Consider the following 26,893-nt stretch of genomic DNA (forward strand, 5'->3'; position numbering starts at 1 on the left):
GCCTCAACGCGTTGCGAGCATTGACCGCCCGAACAGACGTGATGGCGCAAGCCGTCGACGCCCGCACGAGCGGGGGTACGGATACGATCGCCATGACCGCTATGCGGTGCTCGGAGTTGGTTCTGAAGGTGCCGTGCCGGTGAGCGTCGCCTGCATGCGCGCTTCGATCCATGGCGTCGATTCGGCGGTGAGCGCTCCCCACCGCCGGCATTTATATCGACGACATGCCGGCGTGACCGGAGGTCGGGAGGTACGGCATGATCACCGCCCGATTTCGCAAGCCCGCATGGGCAAGAACAAGTCTACTGGTTCAATCCGCGCGGCGGGCGCGGCGCATTACACGCGGTTGCGCCGGCGCAGCGTGGTTCCCGCCTTCCACGAAACGCCCACTTCGTGCCAGTACCCGGCGATCTTTTCCTGCGGGGCGATATCGAGCAGTTCCTCCACCGGGGAATCGAACAGCGACAGGTCGAAATCGCCCTTGAAGCAGCGGCCGAAGTCGACGTCGTAGCTTGCCATCGTCACCACTTCGTCAAGGCTGTCGGTGCCGTCGGTCTCGATCGAGGGCATCCAGCGGTTGTGCGCCATCGGCAGGCCGTTGACGAACCCGGGCTTCTCCGCCGTATCGGTGATGGTGAAGCGGCCTTCCGCCAGGCGCCGGTCGAAGGCCGCCAGCGTCACGCCGAAGGTGCCGCCCGGCTCCAGCCGGGGGCCGGCCTTGCCGACCACGACAGGGCGGCTCATGTGGATCGAGCCGAGCTTCTTGGGATAGCCCTGGTGCTGGCCGCGCAGCACCGCGAATTCCTTGTCCACCCAGATATAGATGCAGCGCGAATAATGCTTGCCCTCGAACTTGCAGCGGACGACGAAGAACATCTCCTTGTACTGCACGCGCACGGGATCGAGCAGGTGGCCGGGTTCCTCGCTCACGCTTTGCCAGTCGGCCCAGATCGCGGCGACGGCGCCGGGGTCCTCGTCGGCCGGCTCGAAGCCATTGGGCAGCAGCGCCGCAACCCGGGCGGGGTCGGTCCGGTATTCGAGCGTGATCAGTTCGCCCGAATAGTGCCAGGGCACCGGCGGCACGATCGACGCCTTGCCCGACGGCGTGCGCGGATAGAACAGACCCTTGAGATCGGACATGATGACTCCCCGTGGCAATTGCGGCGGTTCTAGGCGGTGCCGCCCGACGCAACTTGGCCAACTCGGCCAATCCCGTGCGCCGCGGCACCGCTAGGACTGGCGGCAACAGCCAGGGAGTTTCTCATGACCGTCGAGTACCGCCGCATCCTTCTGGATGGCTATCCGATCCTCACCACCCGCGAAGGCGATCTGCTGGTGACGCGCGATGGCCGCTCGATCGGTGTGGACGATGCGGTGCACCTGCCGCCGTGCAACCCCAGCAAGATCGTCTGCGTCCACCTGAACTACCACAGCCGGGTCGACGAGTTCATCACCAAGCTGCCGCCCGCGCCCACCTATTTCCACAAGCCGCCGACGGCGCTGAACACGCACAAGGGTGATGTGGTGCGCCCCGAACGCTGCAAGTGGCTGAACTACGAAGGCGAGATCGCGATCGTCATCGGCCGCACCTGCCGCAATATCGCGCCGTCCGAGGCGGCCGACTACATCGCCGGCTACAGCGTGGCGAACGACTACGGTCTCCACGATTTCCGCGATACCGACGCTGGCTCGATGCTGCGCGTGAAGGGATCGGACACGCTTTGCCCGATCGGCCCCGGCCTCGTGACCGGATGGGATTTCCGCAACAAGCGCATCCGCACTTACGTCAACGGCGAGCTGCGCCAGGACGATACCACCGCCAACATGGAATGGGACATGCACTATCTGGTCGCCGATATCGCGCGGACGATCACGCTGGAGCCGGGCGACGTGCTGCTTTCGGGCACGCCGGCCAACAGCCGGCCTGTGCAGCCCGGCGATCTGGTGGAAGTCGAAGTCGAGGGGCTGGGGCGGCTGGCCAACCGCATCGTCCATGGCCCCACGCCGATCCGCGACGATTGCGGCGCGCAGCCGACCGAATCCGAGGAAGTCATCTCCACCGCGATGGGCGGCGACTGGGAGTTCCGGGGCAAGCGCGCGGCCGGCGGACAGGGCGCGCAGTTCTACGAATCCCGTCTGGACGAGAAGAAGTAGGCGCGCGATGGCCGATACCACCCGGTTCTACATCGGCGGCCGCTGGATCGCGCCGCACGGGGCGGACCGCGCGCCCGTCATAAACCCGGCGGACCTTTCCACCGTCGCCGAAGTCGCGCTGGGCGATGCCGACGATGCCGAAGCCGCGATCGCGGCGGCCCGCGCGGCGTTTTCCTCGTGGTCGCAGGTGCGGCCCGCCGAACGGCTGTCGCTGATCCGGGCGATCAACGAAGCGCTGATCGCCCGCAACGACGAGATCGCGGATGCAATCTCGGCCGAAATGGGTGCGCCGAAAGGTCTTGCCCGGCGGGCGCAGGCCCCTTCGGGACCGCAGCACTTCGGCGAGATCATCCGCGTGATGGAGACGTTCGCGTTCGAGGAGCCGCTCGGCACCACGCTGCTACGGCACGAACCGATCGGCGTCTGCGTGCTGATCACGCCGTGGAACTGGCCGATGAACCAGATTGCGACCAAGGTCGCCCCGGCGCTGGCCGCCGGCTGTACGATGGTGCTCAAGCCCAGCGAACTCGCGCCGATCGACGCCGCGATCCTGGCCGAAGTGATCGACAGCGTGGGCGTGCCACCCGGCGTGTTCAACCTCGTCCATGGCACCGGGCCGGGCATTGGCGACGCGCTGACGCGGCACCCGGACGTGGACATGGTCTCGTTCACCGGATCGACGCGCGCGGGCGTGGCGATTTCGGTGAATGCCGCCCCCACGGTCAAGCGCGTGGCGCTGGAACTGGGCGGAAAATCCGCCAATATCGTGCTGCCCGATGCCGATCTGGCGAAGGCCATCCCGGCCAGCGTGCGCGGCTGCATGGGCAACAGCGGGCAGAGCTGCAACGCGCCGACGCGCCTGCTGGTCCCGCGTGCGCGCCTTGCGGAGGTACACGCGCTGGCGGCACAGGCGGCCGATGCGCTCAGCGTCGGGTTGCCCGCCGATGACCCGTTCATGGGGCCGATCGCCAACGCGCCGCAGTACCGCCGCGTGGTGGGCATGATCGAGCAGGCGGTCGCGGAAGGTGCGACGCTGCTTGCGGGTGGCCCGGAATGCCCGGAGGCGCTGAAGCCGGGTCTGTTCGTGCGGCCGACCGTGCTGGGCGATGTCACGCCCGCGATGACCGTCGCGCGCGAGGAAGTGTTCGGCCCAGTCCTGTCGATCATCGCCTACGATACGGTGGAGCAGGCGGTGCAGATCGCCAACGACACGCCCTATGGCCTGTCCGGCTACGTCTGGGGCGCCGACCTCGACGCGTGCCGCGACGTCGTCGCGCGACTGCGCACGGGCATGGTCCACCTCAACGGCGCTTCGCTCGACAGCGCAGCCCCGTTCGGCGGGTACAAGATGTCCGGCAATGGCCGCGAATGGGGCGTTTACGGACTGCGCGAATTTCTGGAAGTCAAATCGGTCTATGGCGGAGCGGCCTGATCGGAACCGATACGGGAAGAGCGGGATATGATTGGAGTGATCGTGGAAAACCTCGCCGGCGAGGTCCGGACCATCGACGCGGGCGAAGGCCTGTCGCTAATGGAGGCCCTGCGCGAAAACGGTTTCGACGAGGTCATGGCGCTGTGTGGCGGGTGCTGTTCCTGCGCAACGTGCCATGTCGTGATCGACGATGCCTACGTGGGGTTGTTGCCCACCCTGTCGCCTGACGAGAACGACCTGCTCGACAGCGTGGACGACCGCGCTTCCGGGTCGCGCCTTTCGTGCCAGATTCCGCTGGTGCCAGCGCTCGACGGCATCCGCGTGAGGCTTGTTCCGGAAGGCTAGTCCCTGGGCAGGAAGCGCAGCGACAGGCCGTGGTAGAGCTTTTCGTGGCTGATCGTGCTGGCCGCGAAATCGCCGATCAGCGCGGCGGCCAGCAGCGGCATCATCAGGCCCCGGCTGGCGGTCGTCTCCGAAATGATGATCACCGACGTCAGCGGGGCGCGCACCACGCCGCTGAAATAGGCGACCATGCCCAGCAGCACCACCGCGCCTGCCGGATAGCCGGGTAGCAGGCTGCGCAGCATGTCGCCGATCCCCGCCCCGATCGAGAGCGAGGGCGCGAAGATGCCGCCGGGCAGGCCGGAAACGACCGTGGCCAGCGTTGCCGCAAATTTGGCCGCGCCGAACCACAGCGGCACATCGCGCCCCTCGATCACGCTGCGCGCCGCCTGATAGCCGGTGCCCCACGTCAGGCCGGTCGCGACGCCGAGACCGGCGACGACCAGCCCGCAGCCGAGCGCCAGCAGCAGCGGCCGTGCCCGTAACCAGGCCATCGGCGCGAAGCGCGTCGTGCCGGCCGACAGCATCAGGTGCGAGAAGCAGCCGCCGGCAAGGCCGCCCAGCACGCCCGCCACCGGCGTCGCGACGAGCGCTTGCGTGACGTTCAGCGTCTGGCGCATCTCGCCGAAATAGACGTAGTCGCCGGCAAGGCCCAGGCTAACCATGCCCGCGATCAGCACGGTCGCCATGACCAGCAGCGTGGTGCGCTGTTCATAGGCGGCGGCGAGTTCCTCGATGGCGAAGGCCACGCCCGCCAGTGGCGTGTTGAAAGCCGCGGCCACGCCCGCCGCACCGCCGGCAATATAGACCGAAGCGCGCAGCGGCACCCGCATCAGCCGGTGGGAATAGCCCATGATCGCGGCGGCGATCTGTACGGTCGGCCCTTCGCGTCCCACGGAAGCCCCGAACAGCAGCGCCCCAATGGTCAGGAAGAATTTCACGATCGCGGTCCGCCCCGACACGAGACCGCCGAGCGCCGCTCCGGGGTCTTTGGTCGCGGCCATCACCTGCGGAATGCCCGATCCCTTGGCCGCCGGTGCAAGGCGCAGGGTCAGCCAGGCGAAGGCGACGAACCCGGCGGGCGTCAGCACCAGCGGCATCCACCACCAGTGCGCGACGATGTCCTGAAAGCCCTCGTTCGCCCTGTCGGCCAGGGTGGCGAACAGCAGCGCGACCAGCCCGATGAGGGTGCCGCCGCCCAGCAGCGCCACGCGCCGCCGCCAGATGAACGCTTCCGGCCCGTGGCGGCGCAGCAGAATGCGGACCCGCCGGGGAAGAAAGCGCTGGAGGGGATTCACGACAAGGGCCTTTCCGGTGCCGGCGGCCATCAACTGGTGGAGCCGCCTTGCATTCGCATCGCTCTATGCGGGCGATGGCGGGGGAATGTCCACCCGGCAGGTTGGCATGGCGTGATTCTACAGGGCTTTGGCTTCAGCGATCGGGGTGCCGCAGCAGGCCCGCCTGACTCCAACGCGCGAGCAGTTCACCCGCCAGCGCGATGCCGTGGTCTGGCCCCAGCGCCTCGACCAGTTCCTCGCACATCGTCTCGAAACGCAAGCCGGTGGCGAGGCGGGGCAGCAGGGCCGCTTCCTGCGCGTCCATCAGCTGAAAGCAGCAGGTGAAATCGTGCCGCCACAGGATCAGCGCGCGCACCCCGCCGTCATGATCGGCGGCGGGTGGTGTTTCCTCGCGGTTCAACGCGGCCCATATGTCGGCAGCGTTGGTGGAAAGAGCGAGGAAGGTTGCCGAGGGGACGAGCCGCAGCGTGGCGGTATCCCAGGCCACGTCGGGAATGTCGGCCAGCGACAGGGCAGGGGCGTCGGGCGCGACGAAGGCTTCGGCCAGCGCCAGTTCCAGCCGGGCGAGGTCCGCCGCTTCGGGCTGGTCCGGAAACAGCGCCGCCAGCGTCCCCGGCAGGCCTTCGGCATATTCGTCAAGTGTCCAGCTGTGCGGCGGCACGGCATCGACATGATGGGCGGCGGCGCTGCGGAAAGCGTCTGCGCCGATCAGGGCCAGCGTCTGAGGATAGCTCGCTTCCAGGCAGTCCATCAACTGCGCGCGATAATTGTTCTGGTAAACCGAAAGACCGCGCCGGTCGGCGAGCGGCAGGCGCTCGGCCGCGCTTTCGTCCGCTTCGGCCAGCCACCGGCGGAAGTCGGCTTGCATCGCGCCGAGGCTGTTCGCGTGCGGCTTGGTCGTGTTCAGGCCCATGCCGGGCTTCCGTTGCGCGCAATCGAGCGAGCGACGTCCAGTTCGTCGAGCAGATCGGCCAGCGGCGGGATGTTGTCGTCGCGCTCGATCATCACGGCGACGTCGGTGCCGAGCTTGCGCATCACCGTGCCGAACAAGGCCCAGACCGGATCGGGCACGGGCTGGTCGTGCGTGTCGATCAGCAGTTCGCGGCCCTGCGTGTGGCCGGCGAGATGGATCTGGCGGACCTGCTCCAGCGGCACACCGGCGACATAGGCGTGCGCATCGAAGCCGTGGTTCACCGCACTGACGTGAATGTTGTTCACATCGAGCAGCAGGCCGCAGCCGGTACGCTGGCACAGCGCGGCGATGAATTCCCACTCGGTCATCTCCGCGCCGGTAAAGGCGAGGTAGCTGGACGGGTTCTCGATCACCAGCGCCCGCCGCAGAATGTCCTGCGCCCGATCGACGTTGCGGCACACCACGTCCAGCGCCTCTTCCGTATAGGGCAGGGGCAGCAGGTCGTGCGAATTGAACCCGCCGGTGCGCGTCCAGCACAGGTGATCCGAAACAAGCATCGGCTCCACCTCGTCCGCCAGCGCCCTGAGCCGCAGCAGATAGTCGCGATCGATGCCGTCGGCGGAACCGATCGACATCGAGACGCCGTGCAGCGCCACGGGATGCTTTTCGCGCACCCGGCGCAGCACGTCGCGCGGGCGCCCGCCAGGGACCATGAAGTTTTCGGAGATGACCTCGACAAAATCGACCGGAACGTCGCCTTCCAGAAAGTCATGGTAGTGCGGCTTGCGCAAACCCAGCCCGAAACGGGGAGCGAGGGGAGATGTCATGAGGGGCGCTCCGGCAGGGTTGGTGCGGACCCGCCGGCCGCGCGCGGACGCGCGACCGGCACAGGCCGCAAATCAGCGCGGAGCGGTCAGGCTGCCGCCGGCCTTGGTGCATTCGGCCGCGGTCGTGTCCTTGAAACCCTGACCCTTGCAGTCGTTCATGCCCTTGCAGTCATGGTTGCCCGACTTGCAATCGGACTGGCCCTTGCAGGCGTTGATGCCATAGCAGGCGACCTTGGGCGCTTCGTGATGCTTGGCCAGCGCGGGCGTGCTGCCGGCCATCGAAGCGGCGGCGATCAGGGCGGCGGTGGCGGCGAAGCTGATGCTCTTGGTGGACGCTTTCATGGTATTCTCCTGAAGACTTGCCTGAGTGGCATTGGTACTTCGGGCGACCGGCTGCGACGGTTACAGATTTTTGCGAGTCACCACCGCAGTAATTTCGGCCCCAGCATCGCGCCCGTCAACGCTGCCAGCGCGATGCCGAGCGAATACCACGTCAACACGAAAATCGCCGAGACTTCCGGGCAATGCAGGCAATAGAGCGTGGCCGCCCAGGCGCCCGCCGTGAGGCCGGCGGTGGCGCCCGCGGCGCGCAGCCGCGTGGGGGCCAGCCGCCGGAACGACCACAGCAGCCCTCCGAAAATCGGGATCGCCAGCAGGAATACGTTGCGCGAACAGATCTTCCAGCTCGCGCCCAGCCACATCGCCATCCATTCGGACGAGGGCGTCTTGGCCATTTCCGCGATGCTGATCGCCGCAAGGCCAGCCACCGGCAAGGCCATGATCCACAGCCAGCCGAGCGCGCCGCCATCGGGCCTGCCGAGCCGCGCGGTCGCCAGTGTCGCGCAGAGGGCCAGGGACGCGGTGTAGAGCCACTTCATCCAGAACGCGCCACCATGCATGGCGATCCACAGATCGGGCCGGAAGCCCAGCCATACGCCGACGGCAAGCAGAGTCCCTCCGCCCCCAAGGATCAAGCCGGCGATCAGCCTCCGGCGCAAGGCATGGCGCGGCATGGGTTTGACGTCCTTCGTCAGGCTGTCGATGAGGTCGTCGGTGTTCATTTCAATGTGTCCCTGACCCGTGCGGCGAGCGCTTTCAGCCCGCGATGCACGGATACTTTAACGTCGGATTCGCCCATGGCGTGCCGAGCGGCGGCTTCGGCCGTGCTGAGTCCGTCTATCCGCGTGGCCCGGATGGCGGCCGCCTGTTTGGCCGGGATCGTATCGAGCAGGCGGGAGACGTCCGAACGGGCGTTGCTGGCGTCCTCGAAGCCTTCGACGACGAGAATGTCCTCCAATCCCTCGATCGCGCACGTCCGCCCAGTACGCCTGAAGCTGTCGATCATCTTGTAGCGCGCGATCGCGAAAACCCAGGCCATCAGCGGCCGCGCGGGATCGTATGTGATGCGCCGCTGGTGAACCGCGATCAGTGTTTCCTGGACAAGGTCTTCCACATCGTCCTCGCGCCCGCTCATCCGGCGGCGATAGAACTGGCGCAGCACCGGCAGCAGCCCGCGCAACAGCAACTGGTGCGCGGCCGCATCGCCGTCCAGCCCGCGTGTCATCCACGCCTTCAGTTGATCTTCGCTTGCCTGCATGTGCATTTCCCGAAGCCGTTTCGGGGCCGAAGGGCCGATGGTTACAGCCGGACAGGCAATCCGGCAAAAATTTTACCGGTCGATGTCCGTAACCGGACCGCGCCCCTGATCGAAATGCGGTGGTCGGACCTGATACGGCCGGTGGATCAACGAAACCCGCAAAGGAGAATGGATCATGAAAATCACGCACGCGGCGCTGGCTGCCGCCATCGCCATCGGCGCCAGCACCGCTGTCAGCGCGGCGGACGCGCCGCAAATGGAAAAGTGCTACGGCGTGGCCAAGGCCGGCAAGAACGACTGCAAGGCCGGCGCCGGCACCAGCTGCGCCGGAACCTCGCGCGTCGACTACCAGGGCGATGCCTGGAAGCTGGTGAAGGCCGGCACCTGCACGCACATCCGCACGCCAAAGGGCTTCGGGTCGCTAACCCCCCGTACCTGAAGCTCCTGCCCGGCCGGTTGACTTGCCCCCGTTCCTCACCGGCCGGGCCCTTCCTTTTGCCTGGGAGACGGCTCATGAACCCTGAACGCAAATCCGGTTTAGGCGTCCTTGTCGCGCGGATCGGCAGCGACGACGTGCTGCTCCTGCTCGACCGGATCGCCATCGCGCCGGTCTTCTTCCTGTCGGGCCGATCGAAAGTGGAAGGCCTGTTCACGATCACCGACGGCACGTTCGAGCTGTTCCGCAGCGAATATGCGCTGCCATTGCTGCCGCCGGTGCTGGCGGCGTGGATGGCCACGATCGCCGAACACCTGTTCTCGACCATGCTCGTCCTTGGCCTCGGCACGCGCATCGCCGCATTCGGCCTGCTGGGCATGACGGCGGTGATCGAGATCTTCGTCTATCCCGACGCCTGGCCCACGCACCTGACCTGGGCCGCGCTGCTGCTGCCGCTGGTGCTGCGTGGCGGTGGCCGCTTCTCGCTTGATGCCGTGCTCACCAGATCGCGGGCCGCACGCTAAAAGGCACCGCTCGCCGTTTCGCGCGGTGCCTGTCGTCAGAACATTTTGCGCCGATCCACGCGCAAATTTGTGGGGCGCCAGATCGGGGGCGCAGAGCGACGGGTTCCGCCCTAAGCGCTTTCGTGTCCGGCGAGCAGGGCTTGCCGGACATCGCGCCAGTTTTCTGTCTTGGGGTAGGCGAAGCTTAGCGCGCGGATGGTTCGCAGTTCCGCCTGGGGACCGGTGAACGGTACGGTCGACGTCGATTCATAAGACCGGACCGCATCGAGCAACATGCGGCGCGCACGGTAGATTACGCGGTCGCACGTGCCGAGGTATTCGCGGCTGCGGTCCACGATGGTCCCCATCGATTCCTGCACGGCGAAATCCTCGTAGGGGTTGCCGCGGTTGACGATGCCGGACCAGTGGCCGGCCTTCATCGCTTCGCGGTTCTGATGCCAGAGGTTGGATTCATCGCCCATGTCCGAATTGAAATGGTCGGGATCACCGCTCCAGTTGCCCATCAGCGTCAGGTTGCTGCCATCGACGGGCGCGTCGGCGTCATAGGATATGTACCATTGCGCGGTGGTTTCGTCGTCGATCGGAATCGAGCAGCACACGATCCGCGCGCCGGTGGGGGCGGCGGGGATGAAGCTGAAGAAGGGCAGGGCGACCTCGCGCACCCGGGCATAGTCCTGATCGCCCAGTTCCGTGCGGATCGCTCCTTCGGTGAAGCCATAGGGCTTTTCGTCGAACTCGAACACCGGCGCGCCGTCACCCAGCATCATGTCGCTCTCTTCCAGAAAGAGCGACCGGCCGACCGCGCTGTCGAGATTGGTGGCGTGCAGGAATGTCACGTGCGCGCTGTCGAGCAGGGCTTCGAGACCCTGCAGCCAGTTGGTCTTGATGATCCCGCGCAAGGGGAACACGTGCGCATCGGGCAGTTGCGTGAACTCGAAGTCGGGGAAGGGCGGGGGCGTCTCTTGCGCGCCCATGTAGACCCACACGAGCCCGCCGGCCTCGCGCGTGGGATGGCTGCGGACGGGCACGCTTTGCGCAAACCGTTCCCGCTGGCCGCGCGGTTCCGTGGGGGCATCGACGCATTCGCCGTCGACGCTGAACTTCCAGCCATGGAAAATGCAGCGCAGGCCGTTCCCTTCGTTGCGCGCCAGGCGCAGGCTCGCGCAACGATGCGGGCACGCTTCCTGCAGAAAGCCGACTCGTCCGTCGGTCGCGCGGAAGGCGACGAAGTTCTCGCCGAAAAGGCGGACCTTCTCCGGCGCGCCATCGGCTTCCAGCTTGGCCGAGCGGCACGCCGGCACCCAGTATTCCCGAAGCATGGTGCCCATCGGCGTGCCTGGCCCGATCCGGGTAAGCAGGGTGTTGTCGGCGGCGTTCAGCATGTTCGATCTCCCAATCGCGGTGCCAAGGTCGGCCGCAAAGGCCGCCTTGCGGATTTCCCCCAAGGCTAGGACGATAATTCCTGTTGGCAAGAAATAATTCATGCGGGAGGGGCGCGAGGCCCACGCACCCGCTTGCGGAGCCCTATATTTCATGATAGCCGGAATTAATAATTCAGCCGCCCAAGAATAATGGGCGCTTAACGGGAGAGGGACCATGAAGCGATTCCATGGCAATGCGTGTGTGATGGCCATCGCGCTCGGAACGTTGCCGGCCACGGCCTATGCCGAAGCTGGTGATGCCGACCCGCAGGCAGGGCAGTTGGGCGAGATCATTGTGACCGCCGAAAGGGTGAGCCAGAGCCAGCAAAAGACACCCCTGGCGATCGACGTGGTAACGGCGGATGATCTGGCGATACAGCGCGTCACGCGCGCGGAAGACCTTTCCCGCACCTCCCCCGCGCTAGCGACCATCGGTGGCTCCGGTGGCACGACCACGTTCTATCTGCGCGGCGTGGGCAACAATACGGTCAACGCCTATTCCGACCCCGCCATCGCCTTCAATTTCGATGGGGTTTACATCGGGCGCCCCACCTCAACCTCCGGCATGTTCTATGACCTGGCCCGCGTGGAAGTGCTCAAGGGGCCGCAAGGCACGCTCTACGGGCGCAATGCCACGGGCGGCGCGATCAACGTCATTCCCAACCGTCCGAAACTGAACAGCACCGCGGGCGAGGTCAGCGCCGGCTATGGCAACTACAACTGGTTGACGCTGCAGGGGGCGGTGAACCTGCCTCTGGGCGAGAACGTGGCGATCCGCGCGGCGGGCAATCTCTCCCGCCATGATGCCTTTCTCAGCGATGGCACCGGGAACCAGCGGGAAGCCGGCGCCAGGGTCCAGATCTATGCGGAGCCGAGCGCAGCGCTCGATCTGCGGCTGGCGTTCGACTACGCCCACCAGGGCGGCGCCAGTGCCTCTGGGTATTACGTTGGCGCGGTGAACCCGACCTTCGGCCCGACGGGTTTCGCCGGATACAACTTCGTGCCCTCGGGCTTTTCCACGCAGCAGGGAACCGGCGATCCCGCGTCGCAGGGCTTGCTGGCCTCGCGCTTTCTGACGCAGGCGGGGCGTGCCGGCGCGGTGCAGGACGGCCGTCCTTCCAACGACAACAGCTACTGGGGCGTCACCGCCGAACTGAACTACAAGACCGATGCCGGGACGCTGACGATCCAGCCGGCCTGGCGCGAGGCAAACCTCGATTACGTCTTCACCAACATCTTCCGTGAATCCGGGTCGAAGGAAAAGGACCGGCAGGCCAGCGTCGAGGCGCGGTGGGCAGGCAGCTTGGGCAAGCAGCTGGATTACCTGATCGGCGGCATCTATTACGACGAGCGGATTTCGGCGAGCGCGTGGTACAACCAGTGGACGCTTTCGCCATTCCAGAACTTCAAGACCAGCACGGAATCGTGGGCGGGCTTCGGCAAGGTTACCTTCAAGCCGGTGGAGAAGCTGAGCCTGACGGCAGCCGGGCGCTACACGTCGGACCGCAAGACCTTCAACGGCACGTCGCAGGTCTATCTGCTGTTCTGCGGCCAGCCCGGAATAGGCAATGTCTGTCCGAACACGCCGCTTATCCCCCGCGTGCAGACCGCCGCCGATGTGGAAGCGTTCTACACCGCCAACGGTGTGCCCATCACCAACGTGCCGCTGTTCGCCCTGCCGCCGGTTGCTGGCGGTTCGACCACGGCGCCGTTCGTGCTGCGCTCGCCGATCCCGGTCAATTCCGGCCTGCGGAACAACAAGTTTACCTATCGCCTTGCCGCGCAGTACGATTTTTCGCCGCGCAACATGGTCTATGCCAGCTTTGAAACGGGATACCACGCGGGGGGCTTCACGTTTGCCCGCGGACTGGAATCCTATGCGCCGGAAACGCTCGATGCCTACACTATCGGTTCAAAGAACCGGTTCTTCGGCAACAAGCTGCAGGTCAATCTCGAAGGCTTTATCTGGAAGTATCGCAACCAGCAGTTCAGCCAGTTCGGCTATGACCTCGGCAATCCGCCATCGACGGTGTTCCTGACGCGCAACATCGGCAACAGCACGATCAAGGGCTTCGATCTCGATGTCGAACTCCTTGCCGCGACGGATACCCTGCTGTCCGGCTCGGTGCAGTATCTCGACACGAGCTATGACAGCTTCGTCTATTACGTGCCGAACCAGGGACTGCCGCCCAACACGGCCTGCCCCTTCGCGCCGACCACGCAGACGACGCCGGGCGGCACGATCAACGTCTTCGCGATCGACTGTTCGGGCCGGCCCGCATTCAACGCCCCGAAGTGGTCCGTCACGCTCAACGGGCAGCAAACGTTCCACGTCGATACGCTCAAGCTGGTGCTCCAGGCCAATACCCGGTTCCGCAGTTCCAGCTTCGTCAGCGCCGATTACCTTTCGTACCTGAAGGCTCCGGCCAATTTCGTCACCACGCTTTCGGTGACACTGGCGGAGGAAAGCGATCGCTGGTCGATCACGGGCTATGTCTTCAACGTGGAAAACAACCAGCGCATCGTGAACCCCTTTACCAACAGCGCCAACCTGATCGTCGCCAACGCGGAGCAGCCCCGCACCTATGGCGTCCGGGCGGCATTCAAGTTCTAGCACGAGCCAGCACCAGCGAACTGGAGCCATATCAACATGACAGTTTCGGTTACCGACCTTCAGTACGTCGCCCTCGCGGTTCCCGACATTGCGGCGGAAAGCGATTTCTTCCGCGATGTCTGGAAGCTCGAACCCGGGTTCGAGCAGAACGGGATGGTGTACCTCGCTGCGGTAGGGTCTTCGCACCCTTACGTGATCCGCCTGCGCCAGGACGAGGTCCGCAAGACCGATCTGATCGGCTATTCGGCGGCGAGCCGGTCCGATGTCGATGCCCTGTTCGCGCAAGTGCGGGGTTCGGGCGCGAAGATCATCAGCGAGCCCGTCGAACTGGACGGCCCAGCGGGGGGCTACGGCTTCCGGGCCTTCGATCCGGACGGTCACGCCTTCGAAGTGGTCACCGGCAGCGCACAGCGCACGGTGGGCGACCTGCCGCCCGCGCTGGCGGCTCCCTTGCGCATCAGCCACGTCGTGCTCCATTCGCCGGCGCACAAGGCGCTGGAGCAATGGTATCGCGACGTCCTGGGCTTCCGGCTTTCGGACTGGCTGGGCGATTTCATGGTGTTCCTGCGCTGCAATCCGGCCCACCACCGCCTGGCGATCCTGCCGGGACCGCCCGCGCTCAACCACATCGCGTTCGACGTCGCCTCGATCGATGCCCTGATGCGCGGCCTGGCCCGGATGAACGGCGCGGGGATCGAACTGCAATGGGGGCCAGGGCGCCATACGGCGGGCAACAACACGTTCACCTATTACACCACGCCCAACGGCAACACGGTGGAATACACGTCGGACCTCGAGGAAGTTGACGAGGCGACATGGCAGCCGAAGGTCCACACGCCGGGGCTCGAGACGATGGACCAGTGGGGCACCGGGCGGATCATTCCCGGAAACAAGCCTCATGCCGAAATGGCGCCCGATCCGGCGCTGTGGCAGGTGCCGGCATGATCGCCTCGGCACTGGTGATCGGTGGCGGCATCGCGGGGATGAGCGCCGCGCTCGTGCTAAGCGGGCAGGGCGTGACGGTCGATCTGATCGATGCCGATCCCGAATGGCGCACCTATGGCGCGGGCATCAGCGTGACCGGCACCTCGCTGCGCGCGCTCGACGATCTCGGCTTGCTCGATGAAGTGCGCCGGCGCGGGCACGTCGGCTCGGGCTTCAAGGGGCGCTCGCCCGATGGCGGCATCCTGTTCGAAGCGCCGCCGGTGCCGGATGCCGCCCCGATCAACTGCAGCGGCGGCATCATGCGGCCCGAACTGCACGAGATCCTTTCCGCGCGGGTCAAGGCCTCGCCGGCGACCGTGCGGCTCGGCACGACGGTCGCCGCGCTCGATGATACGGGCGATGGCGTCGACGTCGCATTCTCGGATGGATCACGGGGGCGCTTCGATCTGGTGATCGGAGCGGACGGCATCTATTCGCAGACCCGCGGCGCTCTATTCCCCGATGCCCCCGCCCCGGTTTTCACCGGGCAGGGCTGCTGGAGAGCGATAGCACCGCGGCCAGAGGGCATGACCGGGACGGAGATGTTCTTCGGCGGGCCGGTGAAGCTGGGCTTCAATCCCGTTTCGCCCACGCACATGTACCTGTTCGCGCTGGAGCACGTGCCCGACAATCCACGCTATGCGTCGGAGGACATGGTCGGCCGCCTCAAGGACCTGCTGGCGGGCTTCGGAAGTTATGTCGCCGATGTGCGCGATGGCCTGGGCGATCATTCGCTGGTGAACTACCGGCCGCTGGAATGGCAACTGCTGGCCGATCCCTGGTACAAGGGGCGCGTCGTGCTGGTCGGCGATGCCGCCCACGCCACCACACCCCACATGGCGTCGGGCGCGGGCATGGCGATCGAGGACGCGCTCGTGCTGGGGCGCGAGCTTGCCGCGCATGACAGCGTCGATGCCGCGCTGGCCTCGTTCATGGCGCACCGCTTCGAACGCGCGCGGATCGTGGTGGAGAACTCGGTGCGGATCGGCACGATCGAGATGACCGGGGGGGACCAGGTGGAAGCCAATCGTATGCTGGGCGGCACGCTGGCGGCCCTCCAGAAGCCCTATTGAAGCCAGAAGCCTGTTGAAGAAGGGGCAACCGAACGTGGACTTTACCGGTATCGCAACGATCAAGGTCGATGGCGCGCCTGCGGCGGTGGCCGTGCGCGCGGGCAAGGCCTTGCCACTCGCGCGGGTTGGCCTGGCGAACGATGCCTTGCGGCTTGTTGAGGCGTGGGAAGAAACGTGCACGGCCATCGCCGGGCTCGGCGAGGATGCCTGGGCGCAGGCCGTGCCGTTCGACATGGCGGCCGCGCTGATTCCTTACGTGCCCCGGCAGGTGTTCTGCACGGGGGCGAACTATCGCAAGCACGTGATCGGCCTGATGATGGGCGATCCGTCGATGCGCACCGCCGACATGGAAGGCAAGTCGCCCGAGGAACTGCGCGCCCATGCCGAACGCGTGATGGACGAGAAGGCGAAGACATCGCCCCCCTTCTGCTTCATCAAGCTGCCGTCCGCCGTGATCGGGCCGAACGACACGGTTGTCCTGCCGCGGCAGGTCGAAAAGCCCGATTGGGAACTGGAACTGGGCGTCGTCATCGGCAAGCGCTGCCGCCATGTGTCGCCCGAACAGGCCATGGATCACGTCGCCGCCTACGCCGTGGTGAACGACGTGACCGCGCGCGAACTGATATTTCGCAAGGACGGCTCGGCTGTGGGGCCGGACTGGCTGGCGGGCAAGAGTTTTCCCACGTTCCTGCCGTTCGGCCCCTTGCTGGTGCCGCGCCAGAACGTGGCCGATCCCTATGCGCTGAATATCCGGCTTTCGGTGAACGGCAAGGTTTATCAGGACGAATCCACGTCCGACATGATGATCGGCATCGAACGGCAGATCGCGTTCCTGTCGAGCATCGTGGAGCTGCAGCCCGGCGACTTGATCTGCACCGGTTCGCCCTACGGCAACGGATCGGCCTTCGGGGTTTACCTGCAGGATGGCGATGTGATGGAAGGAGAAATCACCGGCCTGGGGCAGCAGCGCAATCCTTGCGTGAAGGAAAGCGTCGCCGGTTAACGCCGGCGAAGCCCGTCCAGCAGGAGTTTCGGGACGAACGCCTCGTATTCCTGCTCCAGCGCGGCAAGATCGGTTCCTTCGGGCACGAGCATCTTCACCACTTCCTCGCCGGAGTGGAAGAAATCGCTGATCCCGATCACGGCCAGATGAACGAACAGAGGAGAGAAATCGGTCAGTTGCTTGTCGTGATCGGCATCGAGCAAGGCCTGGTAGGCCTCGACCGGCATGCTCTGCCACTTGCGCAGCTTCTCGCGCACTTCGGGCGAGCGGACGCTGCTCAATTCCTCCGCCATCAGCCGTTGCATGTATCGGGCCGAGCGGGTGAAGCGGAACGTGCGGTGGATCAGGTCTTCCAGCCCCGCCTCGGGCGTAAGGTCTTCCGAACGGCTTTCGACCTCGGCCTGAAGCGCGATCTGTTGCGTGACTTCCAGCAGCAGGGCCTCGCGCGAACCAAAATAGTACCGAACAAGGGCAGGGTCGGCCCCGGCCTCGCGCGCGATGGCGGCGATCGTCACTTGCGCCGGAGTCAATTCCTGCAGCAGCTTCTTGGCCGCGGCAATCAGCGTTTCCTTGCCGACGCCATCCCCCGAACCGACCGGTCGTCCCTTGCCCCTGCGCGGCTGTTTGCTGCTGCTCATTTTTCACCCTTAGCGCGCGACTTAATTCTTGAGAACAGGAATAAAAGCGTTAGGGTTGTGGCGGGAGAAGGAGACGGGAATGGCGAATTGGGCCTTCACGCAGGGCGTCCACGATATCGGCAATGGCGTTTACGGTTACGTTCAGCCTGATGGCACATGGGGATGGTCGAACGCCGGGCTGATCGTATCGCGGGGAGAAACCCTGCTGGTCGATACGCTGATGAGCCGGAGCCTGACCAGAACGATGCTGGCGGACTTTGCGCGCGTCGATGGCGGCGATCATATCGATCGTCTCGTGAACACGCACGCGAACCCCGATCATTTCGTGGGCAACGGGCTGGTCGAAGGGGCCGAGATCATCGCCACGGTCGAAACCGCGCGAGAGATGGGCGGGTTCGATCCGGTGCGCTTCGCCAGCCTGGCCGATAACTGGCAGGCGATGGGCGATGCCGGCGCCTTTCTCTACGAAACCATGGGCCGCAAGTTCGACTGGAGCGACCTCGATTCCGTCGCCATGCCCAACCGTACCTTCGAACAGTCGTTGCAGCTGAGCGTCGGCGATACCGCGGTCGAGCTGATCGACCTTGGCCCCGCGCACACCGCCTCCGACACGATTGCCTGGCTGCCGCAGCAGCGCGTGGTTTTCACCGGGGATCTGCTGTTCAACGAAGGGCATCCGATCATGTGGGATGGCCCGATCGAAAACTGGATCGCCGCCTGCGAACACATCATCGCGCTCGATCCCGAAGTGGTCGTGCCCGGCCACGGCCCGATCACGGATACCGTGGCAGTCGCCAACCTGCGCGACTACTTCGGCTATGTCCGGGACGAAGCGCGCCGGCGGTTCGAAGCCGGGATGGGCTGGAAGGAGGCTGGGCGCGACATCAACATGGCCGAGTATCGCGGCTGGACCGACCCGGAGCGCATCGTGGCCAACGTCTTCGCGCTGTACCGGCAGTGGGGCGCGCCGCTCGCGCCGGAGGACGGGGCCGACCTGTTCGGCGAAATGGGCCGCTATGCCAGCGAACTGGCAGCGCACGAAGGGTGTGGCCATGACCATTGATGCGCCGCTCAACGCCACGCACGATCCCGTCGCGCGGTCGTGGCTCGCTTCGGCCAACCTGCCCGAGACGGACTTCCCCATCCAGAACCTGCCGTTCGGGCTGTTCGAACACGGCGGCCGGGTGCGGGGCGGGGTGGCGCTTGGCGATTGCGTGATCGATCTGGCAGCGCTCGGCGCCAGCGGATTGCTCTGTGGCGACGGGGCGCTTGCGGCCGCAAAGGCGGCCAGCGGGGAAACGCTGGCGCCGCTGCTGGCCTGCGCGCCGGCCGACGTAAGCGCCTTGCGCGCGGAGCTTTCGCAGCTGTTCCGCGAGGGTGGCGGAGCCGACCGATCGGTGCTGGAGCCGATGCTCGTGCCGCTGTCGGACGTGACGATGCGCCTGCCGGTCCGTCCGCCGGCGTTCACCGATTTCTGCACGTCTTACGATCACATCGCGCGGATGGGCCGGAAGACGCCCGGCCTTGCGGCCCTGTCGCTGCCCGTCGCCTACAATGGCCGGGCGAGCTCGGTGGCGGTGAGCGGAACGCCGGTGCAGCGGCCGCTAGGGCAGTTCGAAACCGCGCCCGGCAGCGGCGAAGTGCGCTTCGGCGCGGAACCGATGCTCGATTTCGAACTGGAGTTCGGCGCCTGGCTGCGCGGCGGAAACCCTCCGGGCGAGCCGCTGACCATGGCGGAAGCAGAGCAGGCCCTGTTCGGATGCTGCCTTGTCAACGACTGGTCGGCGCGGGCCATCCAGTTCTTCGAATCCGTGCTCGGGCCGTATCTGGGCAAATCGTTCCTGACGACGGTCAGCCCATGGATCGTCACGATGGAAGCGCTGGCGCCGTTCCGCGTCGCGGCGCGGGGCCGCGACGAAGGCGAGCCCGCGCTTGCCGCACATCTTAGCGATCCCGCCGACATCGCCGGGGGAGGGCTTGCCATCGAGCTGACCGCAGAGCTCGCCGCGCCCGGCCTTTCCCCCCAGCGGATCGTACGCACCAACACGCGCGACCTGTACTGGACGCTGGCGCAGATGGTTGCCCACCAGACCTCCAACGGCACGCCGATCGATACCGGCGATCTTATCGCCACCGGGACCGTTTCCGGTCCAGAAGACGAAAGCCGGGCCTGCCTTGCCGAAATCACGCTGGGCAGCGGCGTGCCGATCACGCTGCCCGATGGCAGCACGCGCACGATGCTGGAGGACGGCGACATTCTGACCATACGCGGCCGCGCCACGCGCGATGGCTTCGTCCCGATCGGCTTCGGCGAATGCGCCGGGGCCATCCAACCTGCGCGGAGCCTTGCATGAGCCTGTTTACCTGCGGCGATCGTGCGCCGATCCCGGTTCGCGCACGCGGCCAGCATCTGGTTGTCGACATCCACTGCCATCTCGGCATTCCGGCTGCCGATGCCATCGTACAGGCGCGCTATCCCGGGCCGCCGCCGGGCATCAACGATTTCACCAGCGCCAAGACCGGCGAGGTCAACCGCGCGATGTTCGCGGCGATGGGCCGCACGCTCAACACGCTCGATACGCGCCTTGCCGACATGGACCGGCTGGGCATCGATGTGCAGGCGCTGTCGCCCAGCCCCGGACAATACTTCTACTATGCCGATGCGGAGACCGGCCGGGATGCCGCGCGGGCGGTGAACGACGGGATGGCGGCGGCGGTCGCCAGCCAGCCCGACCGGTTCGTGGGCATGGGCACGGTTCCGCTGCAGAACGCGGAAATGGCGATTGCCGAGATGCGCCGCTGCGTGGCCGAGCTTGATCTGCGCGGCATCGAGATCAGTTCGAATGTCAACGGCGAAGACCTTCACGCCGAACGGCTGCGCCCGTTCTGGGCGGCGGCCGAGGAGCTGGGCGTGCTGATCTTCCTGCACCCCCTGGGTTTCACGCAGGGACAGCGGATGAGCGAGTATTACTTCAACAACCTGATCGGCAATCCACTGGAGTCCACCCTTGCGATCGGACACCTGATTTTCAGCGGCACGCTGGACCGGCACCCGGGACTGAAAATCTGCGTGGCGCACGGCGGCGGCTATCTGCCTGGCTATTGGGGCCGCATGGACCATGGCTGGCGGGCAAGGGGGGATTGCAGCGAGCATTGCCAGCACGCGCCCTCAAGCTATCTGCGCAAGCTCTGGCTCGATACGCTTGTGTTCGATCAGGATCAGCTCGAAAGCTTGGTCCGCACGCATGGCGCGGATCGGCTGTGCCTGGGCACCGATTACCCCTTCGACATGGCGGAGCCCGATCCCGTCGGTTTCCACGCGCGGTTGGCGGAGGAGGACAAGGCGCGCATCCTTGGCCTCAATGCCGCCGATCTGCTGGGCCTGAAACGCGCATGACGCCGGTCGAGCCGGCGCCGCGGCAGGGCCTGTCGTCGTACTGGGCGCTCGCCGTCCTTTTCCTGACCAACGTTCTCAACCAGGGCGACAGGATGCTGTTCGGTGTGGTGGCCGAACCGCTACGCAACGACCTTGGATTGAGCGATACGCAGCTTGCTCTGGTCAGCGGTCTGTTCTTCGTGCTTTTCAGCCTGCTCGGGGGCGTGTTCATCGCCCGGCACGTGGACCGGGGCAACCGCGTCAGGATACTGGCGGCGGGCATCGTGCTGTGGTCGTTGGCGACAGCCTGGACCGGGCTTGCCCACGGCTACCTCACCCTGTCTCTGGCCCGGATTCTCGTCGGCATTGGCGAGGCGACGGCTTTTCCGGTGGCCATGTCGATGATCCCCGATCTTTTCCGGACCGAAGCGCGCGGCCGGGCCGTATCGATCTATCAGTCGAGCAATTTCGCCGGAATCGTCGGCGGCACGATACTGGCCGGGGTTCTTGCCGCCCTGATGGGGTGGCGCAGCATGTTCATCGTGTGCGGCGCAGCGGGCCTGGCGGTGGCCGCGCTTCTGGCCCTCACCGTGCGGGAACCCGCCCGCGCTCGCGCCGACGACGAGTCCCCCGTGGCCTACTGGACCGATCTCGTGACCGGCTTTCGCGCGGTGCTGCGCATAAGGGAGGTATTGTACCTTTCGGTGGGCCTTGGCTTCACCGCCATGATGGGTTCCGTGCTGGGAGCATGGGGGCCGGCTTTCCTGATCCGGCTGCACGGGATCGAACTGGGGCAGGTGGGGATTTTGATCGGTCCGCCGGTAGGACTTGGCGGCATCGTCGGGACCGTCGCGTCGGGTTTTCTCGCCGACGGCGTGGTGCGCCGCACCGGGCGGCGCGATGCCATGCTGCGGGTTTCGCTGGTGGCGGTCCTGCTCTCGCTGCCGTTCATGGCCGGCTTCGTCTTCGTGCGGGAAATCCAGCTTGCCCTGGTGTGCGCCGGCGTCATGAACCTTCTGCTCAGCGCGGCCATCCCCCCGATCATGAACTACGCGATCGGGCTGGTCGGACCGCGCGAGCGCGGGATCACCGCGACCGTCGTGATCATCCTGATGGGCCTCGTCGGGGGCGCGCTCGGCCCCGCTGTCGTCGGCGCGATCAGCGACGGGTGGCAGGCCGAACACGGCGCGCAGGCGCTCCGCTACGGGCTGGCGGCAATGCTGGTTTCCCCGATCATCGCCGGGTGGATCATCGCGTCCGTGCTGAGAACGGGCGACGTCAGGATCTGAACCGCGCCCGATTGCCGGCCTGCTGCGGAAGTTGGCCTTCCCCGACGTCGCCTCCTGTCCTCGCCCTCGCTGCTTACGATGCCGCAGGGATCATTGCGGGAATAACTCGACATGGGTTTCAGCGGTTCGGCCGTAGTAAACGACGCGGCGCCCCAGGAACGAAACGATATAGCCGGCGCAGCCCTTGTCTTTCACCTTTTCGCTGAAGGCGGCATAGCTATAATCGGGACCGGCGGCCTGAGCCCAGCGCACCAGCGCTTCCACGCCCGCGTTGTCGAACGTGGCAGCGACGGCGCCCGCCGAATGCGGCAGATCGAGTGCTATGCAATCGCCATCGGGCAGATAGCAGGTCTGGCTGTTGCGACGATAGTCGACCGCATAGCCTTCGAACCCGGCATCGATCAGCCTGTGGATGATTTCCGGGAAGCTCAGGCTGCCATCACAGGCCGCATCGAGGCAGGCTTTGGCCACAGCAATCCGTTCCGCGTCCATGCGCAGTTCCTTTCTTCGATGATATGGAAGTCGGTCAATCGACGGGCATGGCCGACAGCTTGTGCTTGTCGATCAGGGTGTGCAGCAGTGCGCGCAGGCTTTCCTGCTCCTTACCGGTCAGGGCAGCGAGAAAGACGGCGTCGTTCTCATCGGCAAGGTGAGCAAGCGCCGGCACCTTCTCCGCCCCGACGGTAGACAGTGAAAGGCGTTGCGCGCGCTTGTCATCCGGGTTGCCGGCACGCTCGATCAGTCCTTTCGCCTCTAACCGGTCGGCGAGCTTGCTTATGGCCCCCCTGGTCATACCCATCCTGCCGGCCAGAGCCGACGGTGCGACAGCTTCGCCACCATAGAGTGAGCGGAGCATCACCCATTCAGCCACCGTCACACCTTCGCCCGCCATCTTGCGCGCGAACTCCTGCGAGACCGCGTTCGACACCATGCGTAAAAGATAGCCGGTATGGGCGGTAAGGTCGGAAACAGCAGCCATGTCAATCCAGTTTGTTGACTAGGAAACTATGCGAAAATGTTTCCTAGTCAACATGCATGAATTATGGGTATCGAGCATGATCGAGAGCGCGAACAGTGGCTATGGCAAGGGCGTCTTTGCGACGGCGTCCACTTCAGGTTGCGCTGCCGTCCGGCACGGACCGCGCCTGTTCGTCTTGCGCCACGGCCTTGTGCAGCCAGCGCCGGAAGCGGGCGACAAGCGGCTCGTTCCAGCGTGGCCGGCTACACCGGAAATAGTAGGCTCCCAGCCGAACAGGTTCCCACGGGCCGTCATCGGGCGTCAGCTTGACCAGTCTGCCGCTGGCCAGATCGTCGGCAACCAGGTAATGGTTGGCCAGCGCCACGCCTTGCCCCGATCGCGCCGCGACGAGCGCCAGGTGCGCCTGCCCGTACCGCGCGACGGGCTGGCTTACTTTGGGGCTAAGGCCTTGTAGCGAAAGCCAGCTGGCCCATTCCGCATCGGACCGTTCCTGAATCATCGGCAGGTCCAGAATGTCCTCGCGTTTTCGCAAGGCGCCGTGCCGGCCGATCCTGAAAGACGGCGCGGCGACAGGAAACACCACAGGCCGGGCAATTTCCTCCGCGCGCATGTCATCGGGCAAGGTCTTGGCATCTTCGTCGAACAGATAGCGGATATCGCCGTCCGCTTCATCGTGCCGGAACGATGGTTCCGTGTCGGTGGAGTGAAGATCGACCAGCGGTCCGCTGCGGTCGCGCGCGCCGGTGCGAAAGTCCGGGAGGCGTTGCGCCAGCCAGTGCAGCGAAAAGCCTGCGGAACACCAGATGGTAAGCGGACGCGCGTGCGCTCCCTTCACCGCGCTCGTCGCCGCTTCCATGTCGGAAATAGCGGCAGAGATTCGCGCGTGATACCGGCGCCCGGCTTCGGTCAGTTCGCCCGTCCGGCGATTGTAGAGCGTGACGCCCAGGAAGGTTTCCAGCGCGGCCATGTGGCGGCTGACGATGGCGTGGCTGATCTGCAACGAAAGGGCCGCCTTGCGGATGCCACCCAGGCGACCGACCCTGTCGAACGCGCGCAGCACGGCAAACGGCGGAAGGGTTCCGGTGCTCATGGTGGTAACCTAGCGTTACCACTGCAACCACACAAGGCGCCTTCCGCGCGTTGGTGGAGGGCCTTAGGCCGGTCGCTATCGTGATCCGCGCCGGCTTTCCCGCGCGCGTATCCCACCCGCGCAGCAGGAGTTGCCTCATGACGAACCAGTCCATTCTCGAACGCCGCGAACGCGCTGTGCCGCGTGGCGTTGCCACGGCCACGCCGGTCTTCGCGGCCCGTGCCGAGAATGCCGAGATCTGGGACGTCGAGGGCAAGCGCTACGTCGATTTCGCGGGCGGCATAGCGGTGCTCAACGTGGGGCACCGCCATCCCCGCGTGATGGCGGCCGTTGCCGAACAGCTTGATGCCTATACGCACACGGCGTTTCAGGTCATGGCCTATGAACCTTACGTCGAGCTGGCCGAGAAGCTGAACGCGATCGCCCCGGTGGAAGGCGAAGCCAAGACCATCTTCTTCACCACCGGCGCGGAAGCGACCGAGAACGCGGTGAAGATCGCGCGCGCTGCGACGGGGCGGCCCGGCATCATCGCCTTTGCCGGCGGCTTCCATGGCCGCACCCTGCTGTCTTCGGCGATGACGGGCAAGGTCAATCCCTACAAGAAGGGTCTCGGTCCTTTCCCCGCCGAAATCTACCATATCCCGCTGCCCTCGGAATCGAGCGGCGTCACGCTGGACCAGACGCTCAAGGCGCTGGACTTCCTGTTCGCGGCGGACATCGAGCCGGAACGCATCGCGGCCTTCATCATCGAGCCGGTGCAGGGCGAGGGCGGGTTCCACATGGCCGATCCCGGCCTGTTCGAGGCGCTGGACAAGCTGCGCCAGACCTACGGCATTCTCATCATCGCGGACGAGGTGCAGACCGGTTTCGCGCGCACGGGCAAGATGTTCGGCATCGAACACCAGCCTGTAAAACCCGATCTGCTGACCGTGGCCAAGTCGCTTGCCGGCGGTTTCCCGCTTTCCGGCGTGATCGGCCGTGCCGAGGTGATGGACGCAATCGGCCCCGGCGGGCTGGGCGGCACCTATGCCGGCTCACCGGTGGCGGTGGCGGCCGCGCTCGCCGTGCTTGACGTGATCGAGGAGGAAAAGCTCAACGACCGCGCCAACGCCATCGGCGAACGCATCCGCGCGGCGATCACCGTGGCGGCAACGCGCAACGATACCGTCCGGATCGCCAATTTGCGCGGCCCCGGCGCGATGATCGCCTTCGATGTGATGGACCAGGACGGCAACCCGGACGGCGCGGCCGCCAAGCGGGTGACCGGCGCCGCACTCGAACGCGGGCTGGTGGTGCTGACCTGCGGCACGCTGGGCCAGACCATCCGCATCCTGGTGCCGCTGACCGCCAGCGATGCCGTGCTCGACGAAGGGCTGGCCGTGCTGACCGACGCGCTCGTCGCCGCGAAGGAAGCCGCGTGATGCTCGCCGACAAGGTCGCGCCGGTGCTCGCAAGCGACGAACGTGGACTGCTGCGCGATGCGGCGTTCATCGATGGCGCCTGGGTGACGGGCGAACGCACGTTCGACGTGACGAACCCCGCCGATGGCTCGCTCGTCGGTACGGTGCCGTCGCTGGGCGCGGCTGAAGCGACGCTGGCGGTCGACGCGGCCGCGCGCGCGCACCCGGCGTGGGCGCGGCTGACCGGACAGGCGCGGGGCGCAATCCTGCGGCGCTGGGCCGGCCTGATGCTGGAGAACAGGGACGCGCTGGCGCGCCTGATGACGGCCGAGCAGGGCAAGCCGCTGGCGGAAGCGGCGGGCGAGGTGGCCTATGCGGCCAGCTTTCTCGAATGGTTCGCGGAGGAAGCGCGGCGCGTCAACGGCGCGCTCCTGACGCCCCACGCCACGGACCGGCGCCTGATCGTCCGCAAGGAACCGGTCGGCGTGGTCGCCGCGGTGACGCCCTGGAACTTCCCGCTGGCGATGATCACGCGCAAGGCCGGGCCGGCGCTCGCCGCCGGCTGCACGTTCGTGCTCAAGCCATCGGAGCTCACGCCGCTGTCGGCGCTCGCGCTGGCACGGCTGGCGGAGCTGGCCGGCGTTCCCGCAGGCGTGTTCAACGTGGTGATGGGCGATGCCGTCGCCATCGGCGAAGTGCTGACCGGCGACAAGCGGGTGCGCAAGTTCACCTTCACGGGCAGCACGGCAGTGGGCAAGATGCTGGCCGCGCGCTGCATGAACACGGTGAAGCGCGTTTCGCTGGAACTGGGCGGCAACGCGCCGTTCATCGTGTTCGACGATGCCGATCTTGAGGCAGCAGTAGAAGGCGCGCTGGCGTCGAAGTTCCGCAACGCCGGGCAGACCTGCGTTTGCGCCAACCGGCTGCTGGTCCAGTCCGGCATCTACGATGCCTTTGCCGCGCGGCTGGCGGAGCGGGTGGCGACGTTCGTGGTCGGCCCCGGTCTGGCCGGGCGCACCGATCAGGGGCCGCTGATCGATGCACGCGCCGTTGCCAAGGCGCAGGCGCATGTCGAGGACGCGGTATCGCGCGGCGGCCGGATTCTGACGGGGGGCGCTCCGCTGACCGACGACGCCCACGCGGGCGGCACGTTCTTCGCGCCGACGGTGATTGCGGACGTTCCCGCCGGGGCGCTGCTGTGCCGCGAGGAAACGTTCGGCCCGGTGGCCGGGCTGGTGCGGTTCGAAACCGAGGAAGAGGCCATCGCGCTCGCCAACGACACCGACGCGGGGCTGGCGGCCTACGTGTTCACGCGCGATCTTGGCCGGAGCTGGCGCGTTCCCGAGGCGCTGGCCTATGGCATGGTGGGGCTGAACACGGGCCTCATCTCCACCGAGGCCGCCCCGTTCGGCGGGGTCAAGGAATCCGGCATCGGGCGCGAAGGATCGTCGTTCGGGATGGACGACTATCTCGACATCAAGCTGACCTGCCTGGGGATTTGAG

Annotated in this window: 27 protein-coding genes; 15 read left to right on the forward strand and 12 right to left on the reverse strand. The window is 66.2% G+C overall.

All coding sequences use genetic code 11. The features are described 5' to 3' along the window. Positions 1-336: 336 nt before the first annotated feature. Complete coding sequence (locus EH199_RS11740) at positions 337-1,140, reverse strand: acetoacetate decarboxylase family protein (protein WP_124809441.1); 804 nt, start codon at positions 1,138-1,140, stop codon at positions 337-339. Positions 1,141-1,263: 123 nt separating this feature from the next. Here EH199_RS11740 and EH199_RS11745 point away from each other — a divergent pair, with 123 nt between their 5' ends. From EH199_RS11745 to EH199_RS11755, 3 genes are read left to right on the forward strand one after another with little or no spacing between them, the layout of a single operon-like run. Further along, positions 1,264-2,154, forward strand: a complete 891-nt coding sequence (locus EH199_RS11745) for a fumarylacetoacetate hydrolase family protein (protein ID WP_124809442.1) — start codon at positions 1,264-1,266, stop codon at positions 2,152-2,154. A 7-nt stretch (positions 2,155-2,161) separates the two neighbouring features. Continuing rightward, positions 2,162-3,586: an aldehyde dehydrogenase family protein gene (locus EH199_RS11750; RefSeq protein WP_124809443.1), complete on the forward strand. Its 1,425-nt coding sequence runs from the start codon at positions 2,162-2,164 to the stop codon at positions 3,584-3,586. Positions 3,587-3,613: 27 nt separating this feature from the next. Continuing rightward, on the forward strand, positions 3,614-3,931 hold the full coding sequence (locus EH199_RS11755) for a 2Fe-2S iron-sulfur cluster-binding protein (RefSeq protein WP_124809444.1): 318 nt from the start codon (positions 3,614-3,616) through the stop codon (positions 3,929-3,931). Here EH199_RS11755 and EH199_RS11760 read toward each other — a convergent pair. The 6 genes from EH199_RS11760 to EH199_RS11785 form a co-directional block, all read right to left on the reverse strand. Continuing rightward, on the reverse strand, positions 3,928-5,226 hold the full coding sequence (locus EH199_RS11760) for a chloride channel protein (RefSeq protein ID WP_370449685.1): 1,299 nt from the start codon (positions 5,224-5,226) through the stop codon (positions 3,928-3,930). The two genes, EH199_RS11755 and EH199_RS11760, sit on opposite strands and share 4 nt — an antisense overlap. Before the next feature lie 133 nt (positions 5,227-5,359). Then, positions 5,360-6,139 (reverse strand): DNA-binding domain-containing protein, encoded by a 780-nt coding sequence (locus EH199_RS11765; protein ID WP_124809446.1) that lies wholly within the window; start codon positions 6,137-6,139, stop codon positions 5,360-5,362. Next, entirely contained in the window at positions 6,130-6,966 is an 837-nt protein-coding gene (locus EH199_RS11770) for a DUF692 domain-containing protein (RefSeq protein ID WP_124809447.1), read from the reverse strand. The genes EH199_RS11765 and EH199_RS11770 overlap by 10 nt, the downstream gene beginning before the upstream one ends. A gap of 72 nt (positions 6,967-7,038) precedes the next feature. After that, positions 7,039-7,308, reverse strand: coding sequence for a hypothetical protein (locus EH199_RS11775; protein WP_124809448.1), 270 nt, complete (start codon positions 7,306-7,308; stop codon positions 7,039-7,041). Between the two features lie 77 nt (positions 7,309-7,385). Next, positions 7,386-8,027, reverse strand: a complete 642-nt coding sequence (locus EH199_RS11780) for a DUF1109 domain-containing protein (protein ID WP_124809449.1) — start codon at positions 8,025-8,027, stop codon at positions 7,386-7,388. Then, positions 8,024-8,563, reverse strand: coding sequence for a sigma-70 family RNA polymerase sigma factor (locus EH199_RS11785; protein WP_124809450.1), 540 nt, complete (start codon positions 8,561-8,563; stop codon positions 8,024-8,026). The genes EH199_RS11780 and EH199_RS11785 overlap by 4 nt, the downstream gene beginning before the upstream one ends. A 175-nt stretch (positions 8,564-8,738) precedes the next feature. On the opposite strand from EH199_RS11785, the gene EH199_RS11790 reads away from it, so the two are divergent. Together EH199_RS11790 and EH199_RS11795 are read left to right on the forward strand one after the other, a co-directional pair. Then, positions 8,739-9,002, forward strand: coding sequence for a DUF2282 domain-containing protein (locus EH199_RS11790; protein ID WP_124809451.1), 264 nt, complete (start codon positions 8,739-8,741; stop codon positions 9,000-9,002). A 74-nt stretch (positions 9,003-9,076) separates the two neighbouring features. Next, on the forward strand, positions 9,077-9,523 hold the full coding sequence (locus tag EH199_RS11795) for a DoxX family protein (RefSeq protein ID WP_124809452.1): 447 nt from the start codon (positions 9,077-9,079) through the stop codon (positions 9,521-9,523). Positions 9,524-9,633: 110 nt separating this feature from the next. On the opposite strand, the gene EH199_RS11800 is transcribed toward EH199_RS11795, so the two are convergent. After that, positions 9,634-10,905, reverse strand: a complete 1,272-nt coding sequence (locus tag EH199_RS11800; RefSeq protein ID WP_190287244.1) for a Rieske 2Fe-2S domain-containing protein — start codon at positions 10,903-10,905, stop codon at positions 9,634-9,636. A 214-nt stretch (positions 10,906-11,119) separates the two neighbouring features. Here EH199_RS11800 and EH199_RS11805 point away from each other — a divergent pair, with 214 nt between their 5' ends. The 4 genes from EH199_RS11805 to EH199_RS11820 are packed head-to-tail and all read left to right on the forward strand — an operon-like array spanning position 11,120 to position 16,618. Beyond that, complete coding sequence (locus EH199_RS11805) at positions 11,120-13,558, forward strand: TonB-dependent receptor (protein ID WP_124809454.1); 2,439 nt, start codon at positions 11,120-11,122, stop codon at positions 13,556-13,558. Positions 13,559-13,594: 36 nt separating this feature from the next. Next, positions 13,595-14,503: a VOC family protein gene (locus tag EH199_RS11810; protein ID WP_124809455.1), complete on the forward strand. Its 909-nt coding sequence runs from the start codon at positions 13,595-13,597 to the stop codon at positions 14,501-14,503. Continuing rightward, a complete protein-coding gene (locus EH199_RS11815; RefSeq protein ID WP_124809456.1) occupies positions 14,500-15,615 on the forward strand; it encodes an FAD-dependent oxidoreductase in 1,116 nt (371 codons plus the stop codon). The genes EH199_RS11810 and EH199_RS11815 overlap by 4 nt, the downstream gene beginning before the upstream one ends. A gap of 34 nt (positions 15,616-15,649) precedes the next feature. Next, positions 15,650-16,618, forward strand: a complete 969-nt coding sequence (locus EH199_RS11820; RefSeq protein ID WP_124809457.1) for a fumarylacetoacetate hydrolase family protein — start codon at positions 15,650-15,652, stop codon at positions 16,616-16,618. On the opposite strand, the gene EH199_RS11825 is transcribed toward EH199_RS11820, so the two are convergent. Further along, entirely contained in the window at positions 16,615-17,256 is a 642-nt protein-coding gene (locus EH199_RS11825) for a TetR/AcrR family transcriptional regulator (RefSeq protein WP_124809458.1), read from the reverse strand. The two genes, EH199_RS11820 and EH199_RS11825, sit on opposite strands and share 4 nt — an antisense overlap. A gap of 79 nt (positions 17,257-17,335) precedes the next feature. On the opposite strand from EH199_RS11825, the gene EH199_RS11830 reads away from it, so the two are divergent. Genes EH199_RS11830 through EH199_RS11845 form a run of 4 tightly spaced genes read left to right on the forward strand, consistent with a single transcriptional unit; the run spans position 17,336 to position 21,921 of the window. Beyond that, entirely contained in the window at positions 17,336-18,319 is a 984-nt protein-coding gene (locus EH199_RS11830; protein WP_124809459.1) for an MBL fold metallo-hydrolase, read from the forward strand. Continuing rightward, positions 18,309-19,610, forward strand: a complete 1,302-nt coding sequence (locus EH199_RS11835; protein ID WP_124809460.1) for a fumarylacetoacetate hydrolase family protein — start codon at positions 18,309-18,311, stop codon at positions 19,608-19,610. Before EH199_RS11830 ends, EH199_RS11835 begins: the two co-directional genes overlap by 11 nt. Further along, positions 19,607-20,653 (forward strand): amidohydrolase family protein, encoded by a 1,047-nt coding sequence (locus tag EH199_RS11840; RefSeq protein WP_124809461.1) that lies wholly within the window; start codon positions 19,607-19,609, stop codon positions 20,651-20,653. The genes EH199_RS11835 and EH199_RS11840 overlap by 4 nt, the downstream gene beginning before the upstream one ends. Next, positions 20,650-21,921, forward strand: coding sequence for an MFS transporter (locus tag EH199_RS11845; RefSeq protein WP_124809462.1), 1,272 nt, complete (start codon positions 20,650-20,652; stop codon positions 21,919-21,921). Before EH199_RS11840 ends, EH199_RS11845 begins: the two co-directional genes overlap by 4 nt. Positions 21,922-22,011: 90 nt before the next feature. Here EH199_RS11845 and EH199_RS11850 read toward each other — a convergent pair whose 3' ends face one another. The 3 genes from EH199_RS11850 to EH199_RS11860 form a co-directional block, all read right to left on the reverse strand. Then, positions 22,012-22,413, reverse strand: a complete 402-nt coding sequence (locus tag EH199_RS11850) for a DUF1398 domain-containing protein (RefSeq protein WP_124809463.1) — start codon at positions 22,411-22,413, stop codon at positions 22,012-22,014. A gap of 34 nt (positions 22,414-22,447) precedes the next feature. Continuing rightward, the gene (locus tag EH199_RS11855) at positions 22,448-22,900 is read right to left on the reverse strand and encodes a MarR family winged helix-turn-helix transcriptional regulator (RefSeq protein ID WP_124809464.1); all 453 of its coding nucleotides are present in this window, start codon (positions 22,898-22,900) and stop codon (positions 22,448-22,450) included. 133 nt (positions 22,901-23,033) lie between these two features. Next, complete coding sequence (locus EH199_RS11860) at positions 23,034-23,990, reverse strand: LysR substrate-binding domain-containing protein (protein ID WP_124809465.1); 957 nt, start codon at positions 23,988-23,990, stop codon at positions 23,034-23,036. Between the two features lie 137 nt (positions 23,991-24,127). Between EH199_RS11860 and gabT the strand changes: the two genes are divergently transcribed. Beyond that, the gene (gene gabT / locus EH199_RS11865; protein ID WP_124809466.1) at positions 24,128-25,411 is read left to right on the forward strand and encodes a 4-aminobutyrate--2-oxoglutarate transaminase; all 1,284 of its coding nucleotides are present in this window, start codon (positions 24,128-24,130) and stop codon (positions 25,409-25,411) included. Continuing rightward, the gene (locus EH199_RS11870; protein WP_124809467.1) at positions 25,411-26,892 is read left to right on the forward strand and encodes an NAD-dependent succinate-semialdehyde dehydrogenase; all 1,482 of its coding nucleotides are present in this window, start codon (positions 25,411-25,413) and stop codon (positions 26,890-26,892) included. The genes gabT and EH199_RS11870 overlap by 1 nt, the downstream gene beginning before the upstream one ends. Position 26,893: the final 1 nt, after the last annotated feature.

The sequence above is a fragment of the Novosphingobium sp. LASN5T genome (assembly GCF_003856955.1).
Classification (GTDB): domain Bacteria; phylum Pseudomonadota; class Alphaproteobacteria; order Sphingomonadales; family Sphingomonadaceae; genus Novosphingobium.

Bases quoted from the DNA above. Each gene is read 5' to 3' on its own strand.
- EH199_RS11740 (WP_124809441.1), bottom strand. From the start codon at position 1,140: ATGTCCGATCTCAAGGGTCTGTTCTATCCGCGCACGCCGTCGGGCAAG.
- EH199_RS11800 (WP_190287244.1), bottom strand. From the start codon at position 10,905: ATGCTGAACGCCGCCGACAACACCCTGCTTACCCGGATCGGGCCAGGC.
- gabT (WP_124809466.1), top strand. From the start codon at position 24,128: ATGACGAACCAGTCCATTCTCGAACGCCGCGAACGCGCTGTGCCGCGT.
- EH199_RS11775 (WP_124809448.1), bottom strand. From the start codon at position 7,308: ATGAAAGCGTCCACCAAGAGCATCAGCTTCGCCGCCACCGCCGCCCTG.
- EH199_RS11825 (WP_124809458.1), bottom strand. From the start codon at position 17,256: ATGAGCAGCAGCAAACAGCCGCGCAGGGGCAAGGGACGACCGGTCGGT.
- EH199_RS11870 (WP_124809467.1), top strand. From the start codon at position 25,411: ATGCTCGCCGACAAGGTCGCGCCGGTGCTCGCAAGCGACGAACGTGGA.
- EH199_RS11860 (WP_124809465.1), bottom strand. From the start codon at position 23,990: ATGAGCACCGGAACCCTTCCGCCGTTTGCCGTGCTGCGCGCGTTCGAC.
- EH199_RS11810 (WP_124809455.1), top strand. From the start codon at position 13,595: ATGACAGTTTCGGTTACCGACCTTCAGTACGTCGCCCTCGCGGTTCCC.
- EH199_RS11750 (WP_124809443.1), top strand. From the start codon at position 2,162: ATGGCCGATACCACCCGGTTCTACATCGGCGGCCGCTGGATCGCGCCG.
- EH199_RS11805 (WP_124809454.1), top strand. From the start codon at position 11,120: ATGAAGCGATTCCATGGCAATGCGTGTGTGATGGCCATCGCGCTCGGA.
- EH199_RS11830 (WP_124809459.1), top strand. From the start codon at position 17,336: ATGGCGAATTGGGCCTTCACGCAGGGCGTCCACGATATCGGCAATGGC.
- EH199_RS11845 (WP_124809462.1), top strand. From the start codon at position 20,650: ATGACGCCGGTCGAGCCGGCGCCGCGGCAGGGCCTGTCGTCGTACTGG.
- EH199_RS11835 (WP_124809460.1), top strand. From the start codon at position 18,309: ATGACCATTGATGCGCCGCTCAACGCCACGCACGATCCCGTCGCGCGG.
- EH199_RS11840 (WP_124809461.1), top strand. From the start codon at position 19,607: ATGAGCCTGTTTACCTGCGGCGATCGTGCGCCGATCCCGGTTCGCGCA.
- EH199_RS11790 (WP_124809451.1), top strand. From the start codon at position 8,739: ATGAAAATCACGCACGCGGCGCTGGCTGCCGCCATCGCCATCGGCGCC.
- EH199_RS11855 (WP_124809464.1), bottom strand. From the start codon at position 22,900: ATGGCTGCTGTTTCCGACCTTACCGCCCATACCGGCTATCTTTTACGC.
- EH199_RS11745 (WP_124809442.1), top strand. From the start codon at position 1,264: ATGACCGTCGAGTACCGCCGCATCCTTCTGGATGGCTATCCGATCCTC.
- EH199_RS11770 (WP_124809447.1), bottom strand. From the start codon at position 6,966: ATGACATCTCCCCTCGCTCCCCGTTTCGGGCTGGGTTTGCGCAAGCCG.
- EH199_RS11755 (WP_124809444.1), top strand. From the start codon at position 3,614: ATGATTGGAGTGATCGTGGAAAACCTCGCCGGCGAGGTCCGGACCATC.
- EH199_RS11785 (WP_124809450.1), bottom strand. From the start codon at position 8,563: ATGCAGGCAAGCGAAGATCAACTGAAGGCGTGGATGACACGCGGGCTG.
- EH199_RS11765 (WP_124809446.1), bottom strand. From the start codon at position 6,139: ATGGGCCTGAACACGACCAAGCCGCACGCGAACAGCCTCGGCGCGATG.
- EH199_RS11780 (WP_124809449.1), bottom strand. From the start codon at position 8,027: ATGAACACCGACGACCTCATCGACAGCCTGACGAAGGACGTCAAACCC.
- EH199_RS11795 (WP_124809452.1), top strand. From the start codon at position 9,077: ATGAACCCTGAACGCAAATCCGGTTTAGGCGTCCTTGTCGCGCGGATC.
- EH199_RS11850 (WP_124809463.1), bottom strand. From the start codon at position 22,413: ATGGACGCGGAACGGATTGCTGTGGCCAAAGCCTGCCTCGATGCGGCC.
- EH199_RS11815 (WP_124809456.1), top strand. From the start codon at position 14,500: ATGATCGCCTCGGCACTGGTGATCGGTGGCGGCATCGCGGGGATGAGC.